The sequence below is a fragment of the Pseudoalteromonas sp. SIMBA_162 genome, from assembly GCF_046535955.1.
In the GTDB taxonomy this organism is placed as follows: domain Bacteria; phylum Pseudomonadota; class Gammaproteobacteria; order Enterobacterales; family Alteromonadaceae; genus Pseudoalteromonas; species Pseudoalteromonas marina.
This window is the reverse complement of record NZ_JAWJBQ010000950.1, coordinates 1-246: the sequence shown is the minus strand read 5'-3', so window position 1 is coordinate 246 and position 246 is coordinate 1. Positions and strand designations below refer to the sequence as shown.

Below are 246 nucleotides of genomic sequence, written 5' to 3'. Positions count from 1 at the left end.
ACCATCGGTCAGTACATCATCCAGAGTGGTGGCAAACGCCTGCGCCCGGTGCTGGTGCTGCTGGCAGCCCGCGCGCTGGGCTATCAAGGCGAGAAACACGTTCATCTGGCCGCGCTGATCGAATTCATGCACACCTCGACCCTGCTGCACGATGATGTCGTGGATGAATCCAGCCTGCGGCGTGGCCGCTCCACCGCCAATGACACCTGGGGCAATGCGCCTTCGGTGCTGGTCGGTGACTTCCTC

At 62.6% G+C, this 246-nt stretch carries 1 protein-coding gene; it reads left to right on the top strand.

The window, feature by feature from the left end; translation table 11 throughout:
- Nucleotides 1-246: polyprenyl synthetase family protein (locus tag R0J88_RS22520; protein ID WP_410901247.1), on the top strand; the 246-nt coding region annotated here is incomplete at both ends.